This is a genomic window from Nitrospira sp. (assembly GCA_029194535.1).
GTDB lineage: Bacteria > Nitrospirota > Nitrospiria > Nitrospirales > Nitrospiraceae > Nitrospira_C.
In genome coordinates this window covers 2,433,642-2,450,863 of sequence record JARFXR010000001.1, presented here as the reverse complement: position 1 = coordinate 2,450,863, position 17,222 = coordinate 2,433,642, and the positions used below count along the sequence as shown (strand labels likewise).

The following is a 17,222-nucleotide window of genomic DNA, read 5'->3' as shown; positions in this document are numbered from 1 at the left end:
CGCTCGTTCCGGCCCATCGTTCCTTAACTCCCATTTCAGAAAGGATTCGCTCATGTACAAGGTGATGTCGGTTGTGTTGGCTGGGGCCATGTTGACGGCCGTTCCGGTGTTTGCAGCAGAGGGGCAATCGGATACGAACATGGAGATCTTGAAGCAGAAGCTCAAGGCGGACAAGAAACTGCTGGTTGCCAGCAACATGGAACTGTCGGACGCGGAAGCCAAGCAGTTTTGGCCCATCTATGAGGCGTACCAGAAAGATTTGGAGGGCGTAAACCAGCAGCTTGGCAAGACCGTCATGGAGTATGCCGAGGCCTTCAACAAGGGGTCGATCTCGAACGATACCGCCAAGAAGCTGCTCGGCGAGGCGCTGTCGGTCGAAGAGCAGGAAACCAAGTTGAAGCGCACCTATGCGGAAAAGCTGGAGAAGGTCCTTCCGACCACAAAGGTCGCCCGGTATATCCAGATGGAGACCAAGATCCGCTCCCTGATCAAGTTCGAGATGGCCCAACAGATTCCGCTGGTGTACTGAGCAGGCATCCGGAGAGGCCGCGGGATGGTTAGAAACGCCGTCCGGTGCGGCCGCGAGAACACAGCCGGCGGACTTGTTCATCATCCCGCCAGCGTGGTGTCCCGTAAGCTCCGGTAATAGTCCGTTCGCCCTGAGCCGGTCGAAGGGCGCCCACTTTCAAGAAGTTCCGTTCATGGTTCGACAGGCTCGCCACGAACGAACTTCTGGGACTCAACACTAGGCGTGACCGAGAGTGCCCCCTTGCCTCCTAGTGGGGAAGGGGGCACTGTCTTACCGTTGTGGCGCAGGGCGGACGATCGACAAAACGACTAGGACCGAAGCTGGATCGTACGGTCGGTTCACTGGGGTAGGCTCATTGACGGCCTTGAAACAAGGAGGAAGCATGCCGGCAGCGGATTCCAACGACGTAGCGATTCTGCAACAGGTGTTTCATCCATCTGATTTTACTCCCGCCAGCGAAACGGCCTTTGCGCATGCATTGAAGGCCGCGCTCGTCGCCCAGGCCGATCTCACCATCCTGCACGTCTCCACGAAGGAGAAGTCGGACTGGACGGAATTCCCCGGTGTGCGGGCGACGTTGGAACGGTGGGGGCTCCTCCCGAACAACAGCTCGACGTCCGACGTCGCCAAGCTCGGCATCGGCGTCAAGAAGATTCAGGCGCGGCATGACGACCCCGTGGAATCCGTGACGGCCTATTTGAAGAGCCACAATGCGGACTTGATCGTCCTGGCTACGGATCAGAGCAAAGAACAAATTCAGTGGCTGAGCAAGTCGGTCGCCGAACCGATCGCGCGCAAGTCGCGCCTGATGACCTTGTTTATCCCGAAGGGTCTGAAGGGATTCATCTCGCTGGCGGACGGCTCCATCTCGCTGAGCAGCATCCTCATACCCGTCGCGACTGTTCCGCCCCCGCAGCCGGCCATCCAGGCCGCCGCGCGCCTGGCACGCCGACTGAACGTTCCGAGCGGCACATTCAATCTCCTGCATGTCGGAGACAAGACCAGCATGCCGGCCGTGAACCTTCCCGAGTTGCCTGGGTGGACGTCGAACGTGCTGACCAAACAGGGCGACGTGATCGACGTGATCGTCGGGACGGCGGAGGAGATCAAGGCCGACCTCATCGTCATGACCACCGATGGACGCAACGGTTTTCTGGACGCCTTGCGCGGGAGTCACAGCGAACGGATCCTCCGGCGAACGCCCTGTCCGCTCCTGGCGATCCCTGCCGGCGGGTTCATTTCATCGGTGATGTGACGCCGGAGCGGGCATCGTGAACCGGTTACAACAACCGGAGAGCCCGGCGCCACCGGCCGACTGAAGCCTGACCGACTCACCCGGATAGCGGGCGGCGATCGTGGCAGGCGAGCCTTCCGGGGTTGTGCCGATGGAGAAGGAGGCCGACGTCATGCCGAATCGACCAACAGCAGGTTGGTGGATTCTTTCTTTGGCGCTGCTGGTCGGCTGTGTGGGCGGCCCCGAGCACCAAGGCCCCTCCTGGAAACCGATACCGATTACCGAGGTGCAGATGGTCGTCGGTGAATGGGAAGGAACGGTCAAAAAGGAGCACGGCGCGCTCTTGGAGGGAGGAGGACGTCTCATGATCCGTGGCAACAACACCTACCTGTTTGCGGGTCAAACGTCGACCAGAGCCGCGGTCGGCAGCGGACCGCTTGAAGTACGAGACGGCCGATTGATCGGTGATACCGATCGCCGCGCGCTGACCCTGACGTTGTACGACCACAAGGGGCAAGAGGTGCTCGTCGTCGATGCGACGAATCATGAGACGGGCGAGCGGTACCGGGGAGAATTTCGGAGAGCGGAAGGGGCAACGGCGAAGCCGGCCCCATAGGCTGCGGGCGCCGACCGTTGCCGTCTCTCCCTGTTACTTCCAGATATTCTTGAGAAGGTCTGCAACGCCGGGACCTCCCTTGGATCCCATGAATTCGGCGAGAGCTTCCGGCATCTTGGACGTCTGTTCTGCACTCATCCCAAGTTTCGACATCACCGCGTGCGCCTCTTCCATACTTCCCACATTCTTGAACCCGCCCAACGCCTTGCTCTGATCAAGAATCCGGTCCATGTCGGGCACAGAATGGTACAGCCAAACATTCCGGTTGTTTCACATCGGCTCGGTATTTACCATAAGAGCCGGCATGCCGCCTACTGTCGATTGTGACAGAGCATCGATGGCGGGTAGTCGTCGGCCTGGGCGATTTGATGGTCCTGAGGGGTGACCACGACCACAGATCGACGTACATTGTGATGGACAATATGTCCGGTAGACCTCTCGGCGGCTGCTGTCACTTTTGACAGTTCCAAAGGGATGGGAGGACATGCTACCCCAGAGAACCGGGCCGTTACCTCTACCTACAGGTGTTGAGCCGTATTGCCACGAGGAACAACCAAAGGAGCGAACTCTATGACATCGAGAGATTCAGTCGAATCCTGCCGTATCCGATTCGGTCGGAATGCCATGAAGCATGTGGGCTTGGCCATGGCCGTTGTTTTGTTGACGGCGTCGGGTGCCTGGGCCAAGTCCGCTTCGCCCGCTCCAGCAAAGATGGTGCCGGTGACCGTCGATACTTTTATTCGCGCCGAGACGGATTTGTATTTTAGCAACATCGTCAAAGACAAGGGCTTCGGCAGGTTCACGCATAATCGCCAGCTCACGCCGATCGGCAAGCAACTGGTCGTGCGGTCGAATCGGGACACGCTGTATTCGGCCGCGGTGTTCGATCTTGATGCAGGACCGGTGACGATCGTGCTCCCCGAAGCCGGAACGCGCTTCATGTCGATGCAGGTCATCACGGAAGATCATCTCTCTCCGCTTGTCGTCTACAAACCGGGCAACTATACCTTGACGCGGGAGGAGATGGGCACGCGCTATGTCTTGGCGATGGTCCGTATCTTGGTCGACCCATCCGACACGGCGGATCTGGAGGAGGTTCATGCCCTCCAGGACGCGATCAAGGTCGAGCAGGCCGGCGCCGGGAAGTTCGACGTCCCGCGATGGGATCCTGTCGGTCAGAAGAAGATCCGCGATGCCTTGATTGTGCTCGGCGCGACGGTTCCCGATTCCAAGCATATGTTCGGCACGAAGGAACAGGTGACGCCGCTCCGACATCTGATCGGATCGGCGGTCGCATGGGGAGGGAATCCGGAGACCGAAGCCGCCTACATCAACGTAACGCCCACCCGCAACGACGGCACCGCCGTGTACAGATTGACCGTCAGGGAAGTGCCGGTCGATGGCTTTTGGTCGATCGCGGTGTACAACGCGAAGGGGTACATGGAAGCGAACAAGTACGAGGCCTACTCGTTGAACAGCATCACGGCGAAGAAGAGGCTCGACGGTTCAGTTGCGGTGCAGTTCGGTGGATGTAACGGCAAAATCGCCAACTGTCTTCCGATCATGAAGGGATGGAACTACATCGTGCGTCTCTATCGTCCTCATCCGGAAATATTGAACGGCGCCTGGGTGTTTCCAGAAGCAGAGCCGACGAAGTGAACTGTGACACGAACGATGAGCGACGAATAGACGAATCTCGGTATACCGGTGTAAGCGGAGTCCACCGATATGGAGGGATCATGACCACATCGACCGTGTCTTATTTCGTGCTGCGAGTAGGGTTCGCCTTCGTCCTGGTCTGGTCGCTTGCTATGTCGGACATCGCCAGCGCTCAGCCGCAAGCCAAACCGAACATCCTCGTGATCTGGGGCGATGACATCGGCCAGTTCAACGTCAGCGCCTATAACCGCGGGATGATGGGCTACAGGACGACCAATATCGACCGTCTCGCCAGGGAAGGGGCGCTGTTCACCGACTGGTACGGCCAGCAGTCCTGCACGGCGGGGCGCGCGGCCTTCATCACCGGGCAGTCGCCCATTCGCACGGGTCTCACCAAGGTCGGTCTTCCGGGCGCGCCCGAGGGCATGAAGAAGGAGGATCCCACGATCGCGACGCTTCTCCGGGCGCAGGGCTACATGACGGGTCAGTTCGGCAAGAATCATCTCGGTGACCGCGACGACATGCTGCCGACCATGCACGGGTTCGACGAGTTTTTCGGAAACCTCTATCACCTGAACGCGGAGGAGGAACCGGAAAACTCCGACTATCCGAAGAACCCGGAATTCAAAAAAAGGTTCGGCCCACGCGGCGTGATCCACAGCTTCGCTGATGGCCGCGTCACCGACACGGGACCGCTCACCAGGAAGCGTATGGAGACGATCGACGAGGAAGTGAACGCCAAGGCCCTCGATTTTATGGAACGGGCGAAGAAGGCCAACAAACCGTTCTTCCTCTGGTGGAATTCCACCCGCATGCACATCTTTACGCATCTGAAAAAGGAATCCGACGGCAAGACGGGGCTCGGCATCTATGCGGACGGCATGGTGGAACACGACGGCCATGTCGGCCTATTGCTGGACAAGCTCAAGGAACTGGGCCTCGAAGAGCACACCATCGTCATGTATTCCACGGACAACGGAGCGGAAACGTTCACCTGGCCGGACGGGGGCACCACGATGTTTCGCGGCGAGAAAAACACGCAATGGGAGGGCGGCTTCCGCGTGCCGACGGTGATCCGTTGGCCCGGCGTCATCAAGCCCGGGACGGTCATCAACGAGATCTGCGCGCATGAGGACATGCTGACGACGCTCGTGGCCGCAGCAGGCGATACCACAGCCAAAGAGGACCTGCTCAAAGGCCGCAAGATCGGTGATCGGACCTACAAGGTGCACCTCGACGGGTACGACCTCGCGCCGGCGCTGAAGGGCCAAGTCGCCTGGCCGCGGAAGGAATTTATCTATTGGACTGATGATGGCAGCGTCGCGGCCCTGCGCTATGAGAATTGGAAGATCACGTTCCTGCGCCAGGACGCTGAAGGACTCAAGGTCTGGCAGGAGCCCTTCACCCCTGTCCGCGCGCCGCTGCTCACCAACTTGCGGATGGATCCGTTCGAGCGCGCCGAGCACGAGAACGCGATGGGGTATCAACGCTGGTATCTGGATCGCATGTTCGTGATGGCTCCGGCGGGGGCGTACGTCGGGCAGTGGCTTCAGAGCTTTCGTGAATTTCCGCCCCGACAGAAACCCGGCAGCTTCAATCTCGACCGGGTCATGGAGGCGGTGAGCAAGCCGCAGGGGAGCGGCAATTGACGCCTCCACCTCAGAGGTGAACTCCCGACTTCCGAGGCGGCCTGCGGCTTATTGGGTTTTCCCAACGTAGCCGCTTGAACCGGGCGAAGTCATGATCGCAGGAGACGAGAGCCCAGGGACTGTCCCTCTGGAACGGGGACAGTCGCCAGCCCCCAGCGGACAAGAAGGGCGACAGTCCCCGCGTGGGGGCTGCTGTCCCCTTGGAAGCGGGACAGTCCCCAACAGTCGCGACGGGTCGCACGCCCGTTGCAGTTGAAGCGTTCATGGAGAGGACTGGTTACAACGAACTTGCGGCGTCCTCAAGACGCGCATCGGCAGTGAACAACTCGAGACCTTCTATGCGCCGGCGTGCCATGAGAAACGTTGCCAGATGAAGCGCGTCGAGCGTACGAAGGGCCCTGTTCTGTGCTACATGGCAGGCCAGATCACAGACCGTGGAGGTGAGTTCCCACAGCTCGCAGCGAGTCCACAGCGCGTCGAGTTCGCGCCGTGCATCGGCGAGGCGGCCTTCGGTGACAGTGCCTTGCTGTCGAAGCCTGTGCAGGGCGCGGGCCGATTCGACGAGAGACAAGCGGGATGTCACAAGCAAGGGAGCAGCAGCGATACAGGCTTCAATCTCCGGTGTCGTGCCGCGCTCAAGCGTGGCACGCAAGGCGACGGACGTGTCCAGGTAGAGGGATGTGCCAGGCTCCATGGGGCCGGTCAACGCCGATCCTGTCGAAGATCATCCAGCAACGCCTGTGCCGTACCCGTGGTCAGCCCGAGGCCTCGGCTGTGCCACGCCCAGTCGCCTTTCGCTTGCGCTGCCCTGCTGAGTTCACCGGAGGCGGCCAGCGCCTCCAACACGTCCTCCAGGGGTCCGGCAGCAGGTGTCTGCCGTCGTGCAGGATGGAGTTCTGCCACGACCTCGTCTCGCTCCGTCACCAACACCGTTTCCCCACCCTTGACCAGGCGGACGTACTCGGAGAGCTTCGCCTTGAGCTGTTTGATCCCAACGACCTTCATAGATCTATCGTAGTCACCGGTGGTCACATTGTCAATGGAGGATTGTGAACTGCGACGCATCCCAACGATGGCGAAGCCCACCATGGAGAGTGAGGCGGATCTGGTCAACTGACATAACAATGACGTGTCATCACGACTATCGGTGTCGCTTGCGGCCGAGCACGTTCCTGACGATCTCTTCGTTTTCCAGTACCGCGGCTATGGTAAGAGCTTTATCGAGTTTGATCCTGGGCGAACCCATCGTGTGGGTCCGCTCCCGGTGGCGATGTTTCGGCGAGGATGGTTTGAGCGATGCCCGCATGCCCGCGCGAAGCGTCCGATCAAGGAGGCGGTTCAACGAGGTGTCTTCCTTGCGCGCCTGGTCCTTGAGCTTTCGGAGTAGTTCGTCGTCGGTGCGGATGGTAGTGCGCATGGAGGCATCATAGCTTCACCGTGGTTGATGTCAAGGCATCACTGTACGGTGATATGTTCTGGCCCGAGTTGGGCGTAGACGAAAGCGCAAGAAAGGTCAACAGCATTGAATCTGTGAAGTGAACTCCAACTACGAGGAGGGGATCGTGAGTACGTCTGACACGTTACGCGGGTTGTTGCGGGTAGGGTACGGCGTCGTCTTGGCCTGGTCGCTCGCTCTCGTCGGCGTCGCCGCAGCGGAGACGAAACCGAACATCCTCGTCATCTTCGGCGACGACGTCGGAATCAGCAACATCAGCGCCTACAGCGGTGGGCTGATGGGCTACGAAACGCCTAACATCGACCGCATCGCCAGAGAGGGCATCCGGCTCCTTCATTACTACGGCGAGCAGTCGTGCACTGCCGGCCGCGCGGCCTTCCTCACGGGTCAGCACGGTATCCGCACGGGCCTCACCAAGGTGGGCTTTCCAGGCGCGCCGATGGGGATGAGTCAGCTCGATCCCTCCATCGGCGAGATCATGAAGCATCTGGGCTACGCCACCGGCCAGTTCGGCAAGAATCACGTCGGCGACCGCAACGAGACCCTGCCGACGGTCAACGGATTTGACGAGTTCTTCGGCAATCTCTACCACCTCAACGCGGAAGAGGAGCCGGAACTTCTCGATTATCCGAAAGACCCTGCCTTCAGAGCCAAGTGGGGGCCTCGCGGAGTGCTGAAGCTCAAGGCTTCCGACAAAGATGACTCGACCGTCGATCCCCGCTTCGGAAAGGTCGGTAAGCAGACCATCGAAGATACCGGCCCGTTGACCAAGAAACGGATGGAGACGATCGACGACGAAACATCGGCCGCAGCCATCGACTACATGAAGCGGCAGCACGCCGCAGGCAAACCGTTCTTCGTGTGGTTCAACTCAACGCGCATGCATCTGCGCACGCATGTCCGCGCCGAACATCGAGGCCGGTACCAGCACGGTGATAGCGAGTACATCGACGGGATGATCGAGCACGACGAGACAATCGGCTCGCTGCTCAAGGCGTTGGACAGCATGGGCATCGCGAAGGATACGATCGTCGTCTACACCAGCGACAACGGCCCCCACATGAACACGTGGCCGGACGGAGCGATGACGCACTTTCGTTCTGAGAAAAACACCAATTGGGAAGGCGCTTTTCGGGTGCCCTGCCTGGTTCGTTGGCCGGCCGTGATCAAGCCGGGCACGGTGACCAACGAGCTCATGAGCCACAACGACTGGATGCCGACACTCGCCTCGATCGCAGGGGAGCCCGGTCTGATCAATAAGCTTTTGGACGGTTACACCGCCAACGGGATGACCTACAAGGTGCACCTCGACGGGCACGACCAGTCCGTGTTCCTTCGCAATGTAAGCGGTACGGTGGCGAACAATAACGGCGTGAAGAGTGCCAGAGATAAGTTCTTCTACACGAATGATGACGGCCTACTCGTAGCCATGCGCGTCGGTGACTACAAGCTGGGCTTTGCCGAGCAGCGCATGCCAGGCACGATGGCGGTCTGGGGTGAACCGTTCACCACGCTGCGCCTGACGAAGATCTATAACCTCATGCAGGATCCCTTCGAACGGGCGGACATCACCTCCAACACCTACTGGGACTGGATCATGAACCACGTCCCCCAGGTCTACCAGGGGATGGAAGCAGTACCGAAGTTCGTTGCATCGTTTAAGGAGTTCCCACCACGTTCCTACCCGCCGAGCTTCAACCCGGCGAACATCATGGAAGAGACGCTGCGTGAGATCAAAGCCAAGCAGAAACTTGAGAAAGCGTTCCCCATGCTCCGGCAGGAGGGCGAGAAGGGCGTGGAGAAGGAGTAGGGAGCGATCCGATCGACAGGATGCTAACCCACGGAGGTCGTCGCAGCGGCGAATTCGCGATTGCAGCAGAAGCGGTCATGAATAATGCGGGTTAAATAATTACAATTTGCGCATGGTGTCCAGGAGCCGAGGCCAGCGCCGCATCACGGGTCAACAGCGGTGCTCCAAGTGCCTCAGCAAGTGCAATATAGGCGGCATCATAGGCGGTGACGTTGTGACGCAATTCCCATATCCTGAGTAAAAAGAGGTCATGTGGATATCGAGTCACTGGAAAATCGACAAGATCTTCCAGTGCATGAAGTCCACGGGAGGCGTCAAGCTCCCGGGCCCGCTCATACCGGCGAAGGACCTGCGCGACCTCGATATCGAGCAGATGGGGTGCGTGAAGGGTTTCGCCGGGATCGAATAATCGTTCGGCAATGTGGATTCCAGGAGAGGTATTCAACAATACCTCGATCACGACCGAAGCATCGACGACGATCAACGGCCTTCTCGTTCCGCTCGGACGGCCTTGGCTGGAGAAATTGTGAGTGCGACGGAAGGGCGGCGGGCGAGACGATTTTTCAATTCAGTGATCGTGGGCCGCTCCGCCACGCGCCGGACCTCTTGAATGAGGTAGTCAGACAGCGCGAGGCCCGCAAGGGCGGCTCGAGACTTGAGTTTCCGATGCAAGTCGTCCGGTACGTGGCGAAGCTGAATCATCTTGGACATGGGTGCAGCCTAGCTGCATGTGCTCAACATGTCAATGGTATTGTTTCAGGGCTGGAACGTCATGCCGCCCCTCTACGATCCGCTGGTGCCCTGATTCAACAAGGTCTCGCTGCCGGCGAATCGGGAAGGTGAATCGGGTGATACTGAAAAGGCCGCCAGAACCTGTCAGTTTTTCCAGTTCCGCCGGCTCCCAGATGTGCTACCTACCCCTCGATCCTCCACCGACAATGAAGAAGGGAGCAGAGCATGAGCGCTTCAAGAGGAATGGCACTCGGTAAACCGGCGTTGGTCATTATGTTGATAGGAGTGCTTGGCGCCTGCGCGGGCGGTTTGGTGGGAGGTAAGGAGAGGACGCACGCCTACTTCGACAAGCTCGAGCAAGAGACGTTGGCGCGGCTGGTGAAGGAACAACCGAAGGCCAAGCAAGAATTGGAAGAGTCAGTCGGCTATTTGGTGGCAGAGCAGGACGTGGTGAAGATTCCGACCATCGGATGGGCGACCGGGGCCGGTGTCGTGCTGGACAAAGCGACGGGCAAGCGGTCCTATCTGAGGATTCCCGAGATCCAGTTCGGTATGGGCTGGGGCGGACGGGTGGAAAAGATCGTCATGATCTTCCAGGACATCGACAAACTGCGCGATATTGCGGACGGCAAGTGGTACGCGGGCGCATCGGCTGAAGCGGCGGCCAAGGCGGGCGACGTGGGTGCTGCCGGGAGCGGAGGCACGGCTGATCTCTTGAAGAAGGGATATACATCCTATGTGTTGACCGACGCGGGCGTGTCGGCGACCGCGACGGTTGCCGCCTTGCGGGCGCAACCCTATTCAATCGAGTAAAACCCGCACCGGCGTTATCTCGGAGTCAGTGGGTTCATCCATTTAAGACCTGGAAATCGCGAGAAATCGCGATCGGTCGTGTGGAGGGTCGCGCCGTGCTCGATGGCGATTGATGCGAGCACAGCATCCATGATGAGCGGCCCGACAGTTTGCCCCTTGCGCATCAGTCCTTGGAGAATGTCCCAGTGACGGTCACCTGGTTCCAGAATTCCTGCCTGTGGTTGAGAGAGCCAAGCAGCCACCGCGGCTTCCGCCTCGGAGGTGGTGAGAGGACGTTCGAAGGCGCGAGGGTTCGTCGAAATTCTGAGGAAAGCCCAGAGCGTGAGCCAAGCAAATCGCACAAGCTCGGCCCCCGAGAGAGTGCTCTCCAGCCAGGCTTTGCTCGCTTCATACTGGTCGGACCGTGGCTGGTAGGCATGGAGGCGAAGGTTGGCATCAACGGGGATCATCGATAGAGTGGGCCTTCCACCTGCTCCAGCACATCGGCGACATTGTCTATGGTGAGTCCGGGCAAGAGCGTTCCCAGGTCGCGGGTCACCACCCTGAACGGCTCCTTGGAGAACCGGCTGTGCCTTATCGAAAGGCCGCGCCGTAGCATCTCATTCACAGTCTCTCGGAAGGAGCGACCGGAACGACGAGCCTCGGCCTTGAGCTTGGCGGCGACATCGTCATCGAGCGTCATGGTCGTACGCATACGTTGATGCTGACCCAAGAGCATCATGATGTCAAGTTGCCCGCCCTTCCCTCCGCACCGCGCTTGTGCTACTGGTGGACTGGTTTCTCGCCCATCCCTTTCCCTCACGGGGAGAGGATAATACGAGGAATAGCGCCCTGTTGTTTGAAAATGATGCGATCAAGCCACATGGCGGTGGACTCGCTTGTCGATCTCAGGTCCAACCGTCCGTTTCGCGATTCTGAGATCAAACTCGGTCTGGAGTCCAAGCCAAAGATCGGAAGAAACGCCAAAATACTTGGACAACCGAAGCGCCGTGTCGGCAGTAATGGCGCGTTTTCCATTGACGATCGCGCTGATGCGGCCTGGCGGGACAGCGATCTCACGAGCGAGCCGATTGATACTAACCCCCAGGGGTTTCATGAATTCTTCCAGCAGAATCTCACCAGGATGAATAGGATCGAGCAATCTTGTGCGCGCCATCGTCACACCTCAATGGTAATCGACAATCTCGACCTCGTGGGCATCCCCTTGCCTCCAGATAAAGCAAAGTCGCCACTTGTCATTGATGCGGATACTGTGTTGCCCCTTGCGGTCTCCTTTCAGCGCCTCAAGACGGTTTCCCGGAGGAACCTGCAGGTCCTGCAGCGACCGCGCGCGATGCAGGTACAGCAGCTTCCTACGCGCAATTCGCTCAATACTCCGAAACCGAGGGACTTCCACGTCGGCGAACAGGGCTTCGGTCTCCTGAGATCGAAAGGAGCAGATCATTCTCGATCAGTCTATTACGTGCCGCGTCATAGGTCAAGCAGATTTGGCCGGTAAGAGACGCATAGAAGAGATGAAAAGAGGATATGCAAAAGGAATGGAGGAACAATGAAAGCATCGAGAGCGCTCCTGACTCTGATCCTGGCGACTCTTACGATTGCGCTGGCGAGCGTGGTGGCGAAGGCAGCGGACGATCCTCTCCCCTCCTGGAACGACGGTCAGGTCAAAAAGACGATCACGGAATTTGTGGCTCGCGTGACGAAGGACGGCGGCCCTGATTTCATCCCTCCAGCGGAACGTATCGCGGTCTTCGATAACGATGGCACGCTCTGGGCCGAGCAGCCGATCTATTTTCAGTTGCAATTCGCGCTCGACCGCGTCAAGGCCCTGGCGCCGAAACATCCGGAGTGGAAACAAAAGCAGCCCTTCAAGGCCTTGCTCGAAGGCGACAGGAAGGCCTTCGCCGCGGGAGGGGAGAAGGCGATCTTAGACGTGATGGCCGTGTCCCATGCAGGGATGACGACGGACGAATTCGAAGCGACCGTCAAGGACTGGCTTGCCACAGCGAAGCATTCGCGATTCAAGCGGCCCTACACAGAGGTTGTGTACCAGCCGATGATCGAGCTGCTGAGCTACCTGCGAGGGAACGGATTCAAGACCTTCATCGCGTCCGGCGGCGGCGTGGAATTCATGCGTGCCTGGGTTGAAAGGGTGTATGGTATCGCCCCTGAGCAGGTCGTGGGCAGTACAGGAAAGCAGAAGTTCGAGATGCGCAACGGCAAGCCGGTGCTGTTGAAGCTGCCTGCCGTGGATTTTATCGACGACAAGGAGGGGAAGCCGGTCGGCATTCAGAAATTCATCGGCCGGCGACCGGTGTTCGCGTTCGGCAATTCAGACGGGGATCATCAGATGTTGCAGTGGACGGCCGCCGGGTCCAGCGCCCGATTCATGGGACTGGTCCATCATACGAATGCGGAGCGCGAGTGGGCCTATGACCGCGCGTCCCATGTCGGCAAACTGGACAAGGCCCTGGACGAGGCGAATGCGAAGGGCTGGACGGTCGTGGATATGAAAAAGGATTGGAAGCGCATCTTCCCGTTCGACCAGTGACAGCAACGACAAAACGAGAGGGGGACAATCTGATGATGCCACGATGGGCCAGGGCCGTGATCGTATCAGTGTGCGCCGGTGCCTGTGTGGTTGCGCTCAGAAATCGAGTAGTCGAATAGGGGCAAGCTGAAGGATTATCGGACAACCTGGAGTAAAGGCTACGAGAAGCATTCGTCCCATCGCCGGGCTTGTGGTCCTCGCGTCCATGGGCGTGATCTGCCCGCTTCCTTTCACGTTTGCCGGCGAGCTTGTGCGAGACGAGCCGATCCGTAAAGGACGGTGGGAGGTCCTCCTCTCCCCACAATACACATTGGCCAAGAATCTGGGGTTCGACGGAGGCACTACCGCGAAGGTCAACGATACGTGGGGATTTGGATTGCAGATCGGCTATAACTTCACCGAACACCTCAACCTGGCCGGCTACTTTTCCTGGACCCAGCCGGACTATCAGGCGGTCGTGCAACCGGCTCCCGGGAATTCCGGCCCCGCTCGTAACATCAGCGGCAGCCTGCAGATGAACACTTTCGGCGCCGTCCTTACCTACAACCTGCTCGCCCGTCCCCTGACTCCCTACGTCGAAGGGAGTCTGGCCGGCACATACATCAACACGGATATCGCCGATGGTCCGCCGGTCTCCGGATGCTACTGGGATCCGTGGTTCGGCTATATTTGCGGCACCGCGCAACCTACAAAATCCGGTACCTTTATGACCTATGGTCTGGGGGGTGGGTTGCGTTGGGACATCAATAGGTATCTCTTGATCCGCGGTGGGGTGAGGCAACAGTGGATCGATATATCCAATACAGGAATTCCAGGCTTTACGACGTTCAAGCTCGACATTGGGTTTAAGTTCTAATCCAGCGGGAGGTCCCCGCCTGTAAAGGCGGGGGTGTGAGCAGGGTCCCGCGTCTTCCGGTAGACTGGGATGCGTGAAACTGCACACAGCGGCGCACACGGTCTACAAAACGCAGTACCACATTGTGTGGGTGACCAGATACCGCCGCAAGATCCTTGTCGAGGGCGTGGCGGCGTATTTGCGGATGAAGCTACGGGAAGTCCAGAAGTATTATCCTGACTGGCACTTCACGGAGATAGGAATCGACAAGGATCATATGCATGTGCACATGGTGATCCCACCGAGGTACAGCGTGAGTTTTGCCGTGGAGACGATCAAGAAGAACACAAGCCGGAGGCTGCGAGAGAAATTTCGGTTTTTGGATAAGGTGTATTGGGATCGCGGCGGCATCTGGTCAACCGGGTACTTTGTGTCCACGGTCGGGATTACAGAAGAGATTATCAGGCGGTATGTCGCCCGCCAAGGGAAGGAAGACGCGGGACAAGCGCAGCTTGAATTCTGAGAGAACCCCGCCTGTAAAGGCGGGGGAATCTATTCGAGAGAAGTTTCACAAATTTGAGCAGAGGGTCAACTACCCGTTGCTTCATGTCCGCGAAAGTGGGCATCCAGTCCTCGATCCAGACAATATGCTGGGGAGAAGTCCGTGGCTGGATTCCCGCTTCCGCGGGAATGACCAACGGCAGTGCTGCTGATGGCAAGCTGACCTCCCGCCCGTCTCTGGTCAGGATGAGAAATCTTAAGCAGAAGTTTACAATTCTCACCATGCGCTCCATTCGACGCCGACTGGAGGAGCAGGTGACCGGAGTGGATATGCAAAGTGATAGGAAACAAGTCTTTCCGACCGAGCAGCGTTGCGGACGGTCGATCGAAAAGGGGAGGGCAATATGATGATGCCACAATGGGCCAGGGCCGCGATAGTATCGGTTTGCGCCGTTACCTCTTTCGTCGCGCTCACAGGATTTTTCGGCGCGAAGGGGGATAGCGCGGAAGAGAAACGGGCGAACATCCGCGACATGCAGCGCCAGACGCTTGCGGATCTGTACAAGGAGAAACCGGGCGTCCAGGCTAGGCTGGAAAAGGCGGCCGGCTACGCAGTCTTCAGCAACATGAATGTCAAGATCTTCATGGTCGGCAGCGGTAACGGATACGGCGTGGCGGTGGACAACGCCACCAAGAAGGAAATCTTTATGAAGATGCTCGAAGTAGGGGGTGGTGTCGGATTGGGAGTCTCGGACTTCAGGGCCGTGATGATCTTCCATGACAAGGACGCCTTTCAAAAGTTCGTCGATACGGGGATCGAGTTCACCGGAAAGGCCGGCGCGGAGGCCCAATCGGGAGACCAGGGGATGGCGATGCGTCACGAGGAGAAGCTCGCAACGGCCGGAGAAGAGAATGTCCAATTGTTCCAGGGAGTGGAAGTGTACCAAATGACCAAGAACGGGGTGATGGGGCAGGCGATGCTGTACGGGACAAAATATTGGAAGGATAGCGACCTGAATTGACATGCGGCCCGAGAGGAACGTGACGGTTCAGCCTGTCGAAGCCTGGAGATGCCGATGCTTGTCCGTGACGCCATGACCAAACGCGTGCCCCACTTGCGGAACATCCTGTTCGGCGGCAGGCTGTTGATCCTCATGCGACCCGAACGGGACAGAGGACAACCATGCGGTGATGGATGAAATGTGACGTGCAGTGGCTCTGCTCGTTCGGCCTGGTCGTGGCTGTTGTCTCCCTGCCTGGCTGCGGCGGCGGCAAGTACAAGGCCATGCTCGAAGCGGCGCAGAGCGAGCTGAGTCCTAGGACGATCGCGCATGACGATGCGCATAAGCTCCACATCCATGAGGCGCTGGTGGCGGAGCAGGGACTGTCCGGCCTGACTTTGTCGATCTTTGTCTTCATGGAGCGAGGCTATCTGGTCGGTCATGTGGACAGTCCGGAGCAAGCTGCAGCGGTATTGAAGACGGCCCGGCATGTTCAAGGTCTGCGATCTGTGGAGGGCTACTTGCCGGTGACGGCGCCGAGCGCCGAGGGCAACACCGTGTCGGACAAGGCCTCGGATGTCTCGCTGAAGGCCCAGGTCGTGTCGGCCATCGCGCTGGAACCGGGCGTCGTGAAGAGTCGGGTGCATGTCGAGGTCTTGGACGGGCGGGTCGTCCTCCTAGGAGTCGTCTCGGGAGAGCCGGAACGCCGTCATGCCGAAAAGGCCGCAGCGGGGGTCGATGGGGTCAAGGCCGTGACGAACTGGTTGCTGCTTCCCGAGGAACAGTACATGTCGATCCGGAAGAAAATGCGGTAGAGACAGGCGGAGGCCCGACGATGGTTCGAGCGACGATGATCATCTTGACCCTGTTCGTTGCGGCCGGATCGGCCGCGGCCGAGACGGACCGGCTGGCGTCATGGAATGAGGGTCCGGTAAAGAAGGCGCTGATCGACTTTGTCACACGGGTCACGACAGAAGGAAGTCCGGAATTTGTGGCGCCGGCCGAGCGCATTGCGGTGTTCGACAACGACGGCACCCTCTGGGCCGAGCAGCCCATCTATTTCCAAGTCCAGTTTGCCTTGGACCGAGTCAAGGCCCTTGCGCCCACGCACCCGGAGTGGAAGGACAAACAGCCGTTCAAGGGATTGCTGGAAGGCGACAAGAAGACCTTCGCCGCCGGAGGAGAGCGGGCGATCTTGGATGTCATGGCCGTGTCGCATGCGGGGATGACGACGGACGAATTCGAAGCGACGGTCAAGGAATGGCTGGCGTCGGCCAAGCACCCGCGGTTCCAGCGGCCGTACCACGAAGTGGTCTACCAGCCGATGATCGAACTGCTCGGCTACCTCCGCGCAAACGGATTCAAGACGTTCATCGTGTCCGGCGGCGGCGTCGAATTCATGCGGGCTTGGGTCGAGAAAGTCTACGGGATTCCTCCTGAACAGGTCGTCGGAAGCGTGGGGAAGGAGAAGTTTGAATTTCGGAACGGCAAGCCGGTGTTGTTGAAGTTGCCGGCCGTGGACTTCGTCGACGACAAGGAGGGCAAGCCGGTCGGCATTCAGAAATTCATCGGCCGGCGGCCCATATTGGCGTTCGGCAATTCCGACGGCGATCTCCAGATGTTGCAGTGGACGGCAGCCGGTTCCGGCGCGCGATTCATGGGCCTGGTCCACCACACGGATGCCGAGCGTGAATGGGCCTACGACCGTGGGACCCATATCGGCAAGCTGGACAAAGCGCTCGACGAAGCGACGGCGAAGGGCTGGTCGGTCGTCGATATGACGCGCGACTGGAAACAGGTGTTTCCGTTCGGCAAATGAGCCGGAGCCGCCGCAAC

At 59.1% G+C, this 17,222-nt stretch carries 23 protein-coding genes; 13 read left to right on the top strand and 10 right to left on the bottom strand.

From position 1 onward, the window contains the following. The first annotated feature begins 52 nt into the window (after window positions 1-52). From P0111_11275 to P0111_11265, 3 genes are all read left to right on the top strand, one after another. Window positions 53-529: a hypothetical protein gene (locus P0111_11275; protein MDF0644606.1), complete on the top strand. Its 477-nt coding sequence runs from the start codon at window positions 53-55 to the stop codon at window positions 527-529. Between the two features lie 382 nt (window positions 530-911). Further along, window positions 912-1,784: a universal stress protein gene (locus P0111_11270; GenBank protein MDF0644605.1), complete on the top strand. Its 873-nt coding sequence runs from the start codon at window positions 912-914 to the stop codon at window positions 1,782-1,784. 151 nt (window positions 1,785-1,935) lie between these two features. Beyond that, window positions 1,936-2,379, top strand: coding sequence for a hypothetical protein (locus tag P0111_11265; protein ID MDF0644604.1), 444 nt, complete (start codon window positions 1,936-1,938; stop codon window positions 2,377-2,379). A gap of 33 nt (window positions 2,380-2,412) precedes the next feature. Here the strand turns inward: P0111_11265 and P0111_11260 are convergent, their stop codons facing one another. Beyond that, complete coding sequence (locus tag P0111_11260; protein ID MDF0644603.1) at window positions 2,413-2,610, bottom strand: hypothetical protein; 198 nt, start codon at window positions 2,608-2,610, stop codon at window positions 2,413-2,415. 339 nt (window positions 2,611-2,949) lie between these two features. Here P0111_11260 and P0111_11255 point away from each other — a divergent pair, with 339 nt between their 5' ends. Continuing rightward, window positions 2,950-4,038, top strand: a complete 1,089-nt coding sequence (locus P0111_11255) for a DUF1254 domain-containing protein (protein ID MDF0644602.1) — start codon at window positions 2,950-2,952, stop codon at window positions 4,036-4,038. Window positions 4,039-4,118: 80 nt separating this feature from the next. After that, complete coding sequence (locus P0111_11250) at window positions 4,119-5,687, top strand: arylsulfatase (GenBank protein ID MDF0644601.1); 1,569 nt, start codon at window positions 4,119-4,121, stop codon at window positions 5,685-5,687. Window positions 5,688-5,964: 277 nt separating this feature from the next. Here the strand turns inward: P0111_11250 and P0111_11245 are convergent, their stop codons facing one another. The 3 genes from P0111_11245 to P0111_11235 all read right to left on the bottom strand — a co-directional run bounded on the left by P0111_11245 (window position 5,965) and on the right by P0111_11235 (window position 7,104). Continuing rightward, on the bottom strand, window positions 5,965-6,381 hold the full coding sequence (locus P0111_11245) for a type II toxin-antitoxin system VapC family toxin (protein MDF0644600.1): 417 nt from the start codon (window positions 6,379-6,381) through the stop codon (window positions 5,965-5,967). 8 nt (window positions 6,382-6,389) lie between these two features. After that, entirely contained in the window at window positions 6,390-6,692 is a 303-nt protein-coding gene (locus tag P0111_11240; protein MDF0644599.1) for a type II toxin-antitoxin system Phd/YefM family antitoxin, read from the bottom strand. A gap of 136 nt (window positions 6,693-6,828) precedes the next feature. Continuing rightward, window positions 6,829-7,104: a hypothetical protein gene (locus P0111_11235; protein ID MDF0644598.1), complete on the bottom strand. Its 276-nt coding sequence runs from the start codon at window positions 7,102-7,104 to the stop codon at window positions 6,829-6,831. A gap of 145 nt (window positions 7,105-7,249) precedes the next feature. Here P0111_11235 and P0111_11230 point away from each other — a divergent pair, with 145 nt between their 5' ends. After that, the gene (locus P0111_11230; GenBank protein MDF0644597.1) at window positions 7,250-8,953 is read left to right on the top strand and encodes an arylsulfatase; all 1,704 of its coding nucleotides are present in this window, start codon (window positions 7,250-7,252) and stop codon (window positions 8,951-8,953) included. 91 nt (window positions 8,954-9,044) lie between these two features. On the opposite strand, the gene P0111_11225 is transcribed toward P0111_11230, so the two are convergent. Both P0111_11225 and P0111_11220 read right to left on the bottom strand, forming a co-directional pair. After that, window positions 9,045-9,437 carry a type II toxin-antitoxin system VapC family toxin gene (locus tag P0111_11225; GenBank protein ID MDF0644596.1) on the bottom strand — a complete coding sequence of 131 codons (393 nt, stop codon included), beginning with the start codon at window positions 9,435-9,437 and terminating at the stop codon, window positions 9,045-9,047. Continuing rightward, window positions 9,434-9,664: a hypothetical protein gene (locus P0111_11220; protein MDF0644595.1), complete on the bottom strand. Its 231-nt coding sequence runs from the start codon at window positions 9,662-9,664 to the stop codon at window positions 9,434-9,436. Before P0111_11220 ends, P0111_11225 begins: the two co-directional genes overlap by 4 nt. 246 nt (window positions 9,665-9,910) lie before the next feature. Between P0111_11220 and P0111_11215 the strand changes: the two genes are divergently transcribed. Next, window positions 9,911-10,498 carry a hypothetical protein gene (locus tag P0111_11215; GenBank protein ID MDF0644594.1) on the top strand — a complete coding sequence of 196 codons (588 nt, stop codon included), beginning with the start codon at window positions 9,911-9,913 and terminating at the stop codon, window positions 10,496-10,498. A gap of 14 nt (window positions 10,499-10,512) precedes the next feature. Here P0111_11215 and P0111_11210 read toward each other — a convergent pair whose 3' ends face one another. The 4 genes from P0111_11210 to P0111_11195 all read right to left on the bottom strand — a co-directional run bounded on the left by P0111_11210 (window position 10,513) and on the right by P0111_11195 (window position 11,942). Beyond that, entirely contained in the window at window positions 10,513-10,947 is a 435-nt protein-coding gene (locus P0111_11210) for a type II toxin-antitoxin system VapC family toxin (protein ID MDF0644593.1), read from the bottom strand. Further along, window positions 10,944-11,192, bottom strand: coding sequence for a ribbon-helix-helix domain-containing protein (locus P0111_11205; GenBank protein ID MDF0644592.1), 249 nt, complete (start codon window positions 11,190-11,192; stop codon window positions 10,944-10,946). The genes P0111_11210 and P0111_11205 overlap by 4 nt, the downstream gene beginning before the upstream one ends. A gap of 159 nt (window positions 11,193-11,351) precedes the next feature. Then, complete coding sequence (locus P0111_11200) at window positions 11,352-11,654, bottom strand: HigA family addiction module antitoxin (protein MDF0644591.1); 303 nt, start codon at window positions 11,652-11,654, stop codon at window positions 11,352-11,354. Between the two features lie 9 nt (window positions 11,655-11,663). After that, the gene (locus P0111_11195; GenBank protein MDF0644590.1) at window positions 11,664-11,942 is read right to left on the bottom strand and encodes a type II toxin-antitoxin system RelE/ParE family toxin; all 279 of its coding nucleotides are present in this window, start codon (window positions 11,940-11,942) and stop codon (window positions 11,664-11,666) included. A 105-nt stretch (window positions 11,943-12,047) separates the two neighbouring features. Between P0111_11195 and P0111_11190 the strand changes: the two genes are divergently transcribed. The 6 genes from P0111_11190 (at window position 12,048) to P0111_11165 (ending at window position 17,205) form a co-directional block, all read left to right on the top strand. Then, complete coding sequence (locus P0111_11190) at window positions 12,048-13,049, top strand: HAD family hydrolase (GenBank protein ID MDF0644589.1); 1,002 nt, start codon at window positions 12,048-12,050, stop codon at window positions 13,047-13,049. A gap of 205 nt (window positions 13,050-13,254) precedes the next feature. Further along, window positions 13,255-13,905 carry an outer membrane beta-barrel protein gene (locus P0111_11185; GenBank protein MDF0644588.1) on the top strand — a complete coding sequence of 217 codons (651 nt, stop codon included), beginning with the start codon at window positions 13,255-13,257 and terminating at the stop codon, window positions 13,903-13,905. Window positions 13,906-13,978: 73 nt separating this feature from the next. Next, window positions 13,979-14,407: an IS200/IS605 family transposase gene (tnpA, locus tag P0111_11180; GenBank protein MDF0644587.1), complete on the top strand. Its 429-nt coding sequence runs from the start codon at window positions 13,979-13,981 to the stop codon at window positions 14,405-14,407. A 382-nt stretch (window positions 14,408-14,789) separates the two neighbouring features. Beyond that, complete coding sequence (locus P0111_11175) at window positions 14,790-15,407, top strand: hypothetical protein (GenBank protein MDF0644586.1); 618 nt, start codon at window positions 14,790-14,792, stop codon at window positions 15,405-15,407. Between the two features lie 173 nt (window positions 15,408-15,580). Continuing rightward, entirely contained in the window at window positions 15,581-16,201 is a 621-nt protein-coding gene (locus tag P0111_11170) for a BON domain-containing protein (GenBank protein MDF0644585.1), read from the top strand. Window positions 16,202-16,221: 20 nt separating this feature from the next. Next, entirely contained in the window at window positions 16,222-17,205 is a 984-nt protein-coding gene (locus P0111_11165; GenBank protein MDF0644584.1) for an HAD family hydrolase, read from the top strand. Window positions 17,206-17,222 lie beyond the last annotated feature (17 nt).

Coding starts and splice junctions, on each gene's coding strand:
- P0111_11275 (MDF0644606.1), top strand. CDS start 53: ATGTACAAGGTGATGTCGGTTGTGTTGGCTGGGGCCATGTTGACGGCC.
- P0111_11270 (MDF0644605.1), top strand. CDS start 912: ATGCCGGCAGCGGATTCCAACGACGTAGCGATTCTGCAACAGGTGTTT.
- P0111_11265 (MDF0644604.1), top strand. CDS start 1,936: ATGCCGAATCGACCAACAGCAGGTTGGTGGATTCTTTCTTTGGCGCTG.
- P0111_11260 (MDF0644603.1), bottom strand. CDS start 2,610: ATGGACCGGATTCTTGATCAGAGCAAGGCGTTGGGCGGGTTCAAGAAT.
- P0111_11255 (MDF0644602.1), top strand. CDS start 2,950: ATGACATCGAGAGATTCAGTCGAATCCTGCCGTATCCGATTCGGTCGG.
- P0111_11250 (MDF0644601.1), top strand. CDS start 4,119: ATGACCACATCGACCGTGTCTTATTTCGTGCTGCGAGTAGGGTTCGCC.
- P0111_11245 (MDF0644600.1), bottom strand. CDS start 6,381: ATGGAGCCTGGCACATCCCTCTACCTGGACACGTCCGTCGCCTTGCGT.
- P0111_11240 (MDF0644599.1), bottom strand. CDS start 6,692: ATGAAGGTCGTTGGGATCAAACAGCTCAAGGCGAAGCTCTCCGAGTAC.
- P0111_11235 (MDF0644598.1), bottom strand. CDS start 7,104: ATGCGCACTACCATCCGCACCGACGACGAACTACTCCGAAAGCTCAAG.
- P0111_11220 (MDF0644595.1), bottom strand. CDS start 9,664: ATGTCCAAGATGATTCAGCTTCGCCACGTACCGGACGACTTGCATCGG.
- P0111_11215 (MDF0644594.1), top strand. CDS start 9,911: ATGAGCGCTTCAAGAGGAATGGCACTCGGTAAACCGGCGTTGGTCATT.
- P0111_11210 (MDF0644593.1), bottom strand. CDS start 10,947: ATGATCCCCGTTGATGCCAACCTTCGCCTCCATGCCTACCAGCCACGG.
- P0111_11205 (MDF0644592.1), bottom strand. CDS start 11,192: ATGCGTACGACCATGACGCTCGATGACGATGTCGCCGCCAAGCTCAAG.
- P0111_11200 (MDF0644591.1), bottom strand. CDS start 11,654: ATGGCGCGCACAAGATTGCTCGATCCTATTCATCCTGGTGAGATTCTG.
- P0111_11195 (MDF0644590.1), bottom strand. CDS start 11,942: ATGATCTGCTCCTTTCGATCTCAGGAGACCGAAGCCCTGTTCGCCGAC.
- P0111_11190 (MDF0644589.1), top strand. CDS start 12,048: ATGAAAGCATCGAGAGCGCTCCTGACTCTGATCCTGGCGACTCTTACG.
- P0111_11185 (MDF0644588.1), top strand. CDS start 13,255: ATGGGCGTGATCTGCCCGCTTCCTTTCACGTTTGCCGGCGAGCTTGTG.
- P0111_11175 (MDF0644586.1), top strand. CDS start 14,790: ATGATGATGCCACAATGGGCCAGGGCCGCGATAGTATCGGTTTGCGCC.
- P0111_11170 (MDF0644585.1), top strand. CDS start 15,581: ATGAAATGTGACGTGCAGTGGCTCTGCTCGTTCGGCCTGGTCGTGGCT.
- P0111_11165 (MDF0644584.1), top strand. CDS start 16,222: ATGGTTCGAGCGACGATGATCATCTTGACCCTGTTCGTTGCGGCCGGA.